The sequence below is a fragment of the Pyrinomonadaceae bacterium genome (genome assembly GCA_036277115.1).
Lineage (GTDB): Bacteria > Acidobacteriota > Blastocatellia > Pyrinomonadales > Pyrinomonadaceae > UBA11740.
Genome location: DASUNM010000012.1, coordinates 1 through 1,054, shown reverse-complemented (window position 1 = coordinate 1,054; position 1,054 = coordinate 1). Strand labels below are relative to the sequence as shown.

Annotated in this window: 1 protein-coding gene; it reads right to left on the bottom strand. The window is 69.4% G+C overall.

Annotated elements, in window-relative coordinates:
* Positions 1–181: 181 nt before the first annotated feature.
* Entirely contained in the window at positions 182–973 is a 792-nt protein-coding gene (locus tag VFX97_02930) for a YbhB/YbcL family Raf kinase inhibitor-like protein (protein HEX5702151.1), read from the bottom strand.
* Positions 974–1,054 lie beyond the last annotated feature (81 nt).

The window sequence follows — 1,054 nt, the reverse complement described above, 5'->3', positions numbered from 1 at the left end:
GCCAGCGCGCCGAGCACGACCACGATCCCCAGGACAAGGGCCTTCAGCCCATGCTTTTGGCTTCTCATCTGCTTCCTCCCCACTATGCGGTTGGCGACATGAGCTACGGCCCCCTGAGCATCCGCTCCCCCGGGGCCAAGGTCAAGCCCTCCCCGGCGCCGTCTTCTAACTGCCGCTGTCCCTAGCGGCCGTAGGAGGCAGCCATCAGGCCGACGTTGCCCGAGACCTCGAGCACCTCCAGGCGCAGCGCTCGTGGGTCGAAGCCCGGCGGCGGCGAGAGCCGCTCGGGCAGGGCGAAGAGAGCGAAGACGTAGGTTTCGGCTTCGCCCTGGGCGGGGCAGATCGAGTAGCCCCTGCGCCCGAAGCCGTTGCGGCCGAGGATCGCTCCCCTCGGCAGCCTGCCGGCTTCGATTTCCCCGAGCTCGGGGTCGATGCCGGCGAGGGCCCAGTCGAAGAAGAGCTTGCCCTCAAGCGGCTTTGAGTTCATCGCGAAGAGGATCAGTTCCTCGGTGTCGGCGGGAACGCCCTGCCAGCGCAGCGCCGGCCAGCGATCCTTGCCGTCGCAGGTGTATTGGGAGGGAAGGGCGCCCGAGGCTGTGAGCGCCGGGCTGGTGAGGGCGATGTCGGCGATCGTCGCCTCCGCTTCTTCTTTGGGAGTCGGGCCGCGCTCCCTGCCCTCCGCATCGGGCGCCGGCAGCGGGGCGCCTTGTCCGGCGTCCCGATCCTGGTAAGTAGTGTCAGTCGGGCCTTTGCCCTGCGCCGAGGATGCGCCTTTTCCCTGCGCAGGCTGGGCAGTGGTCTTTGCGCCTTCGGCCTGGGCCGGGCGAGCGGAGCTCGCCGTCTCGCTCTCGGAGCCCCCGCCGCAGCCCGCGAGGGCGAGCGCCGCCGCCAGCGCGAGCGCCAGGACGGGCCCGGCGCTCGCGCTCTTGGCGTAGGACGCTAGGAGACCGACAGCGCCTCTTCGCGGTTCCACTGGAATGCTTCGGTGGGGAAGAACCCTTTCCAATCGACTTTGCTGCTGAGCGCCGTCAGTTTCGTCCCCGTCGCGGTGAAG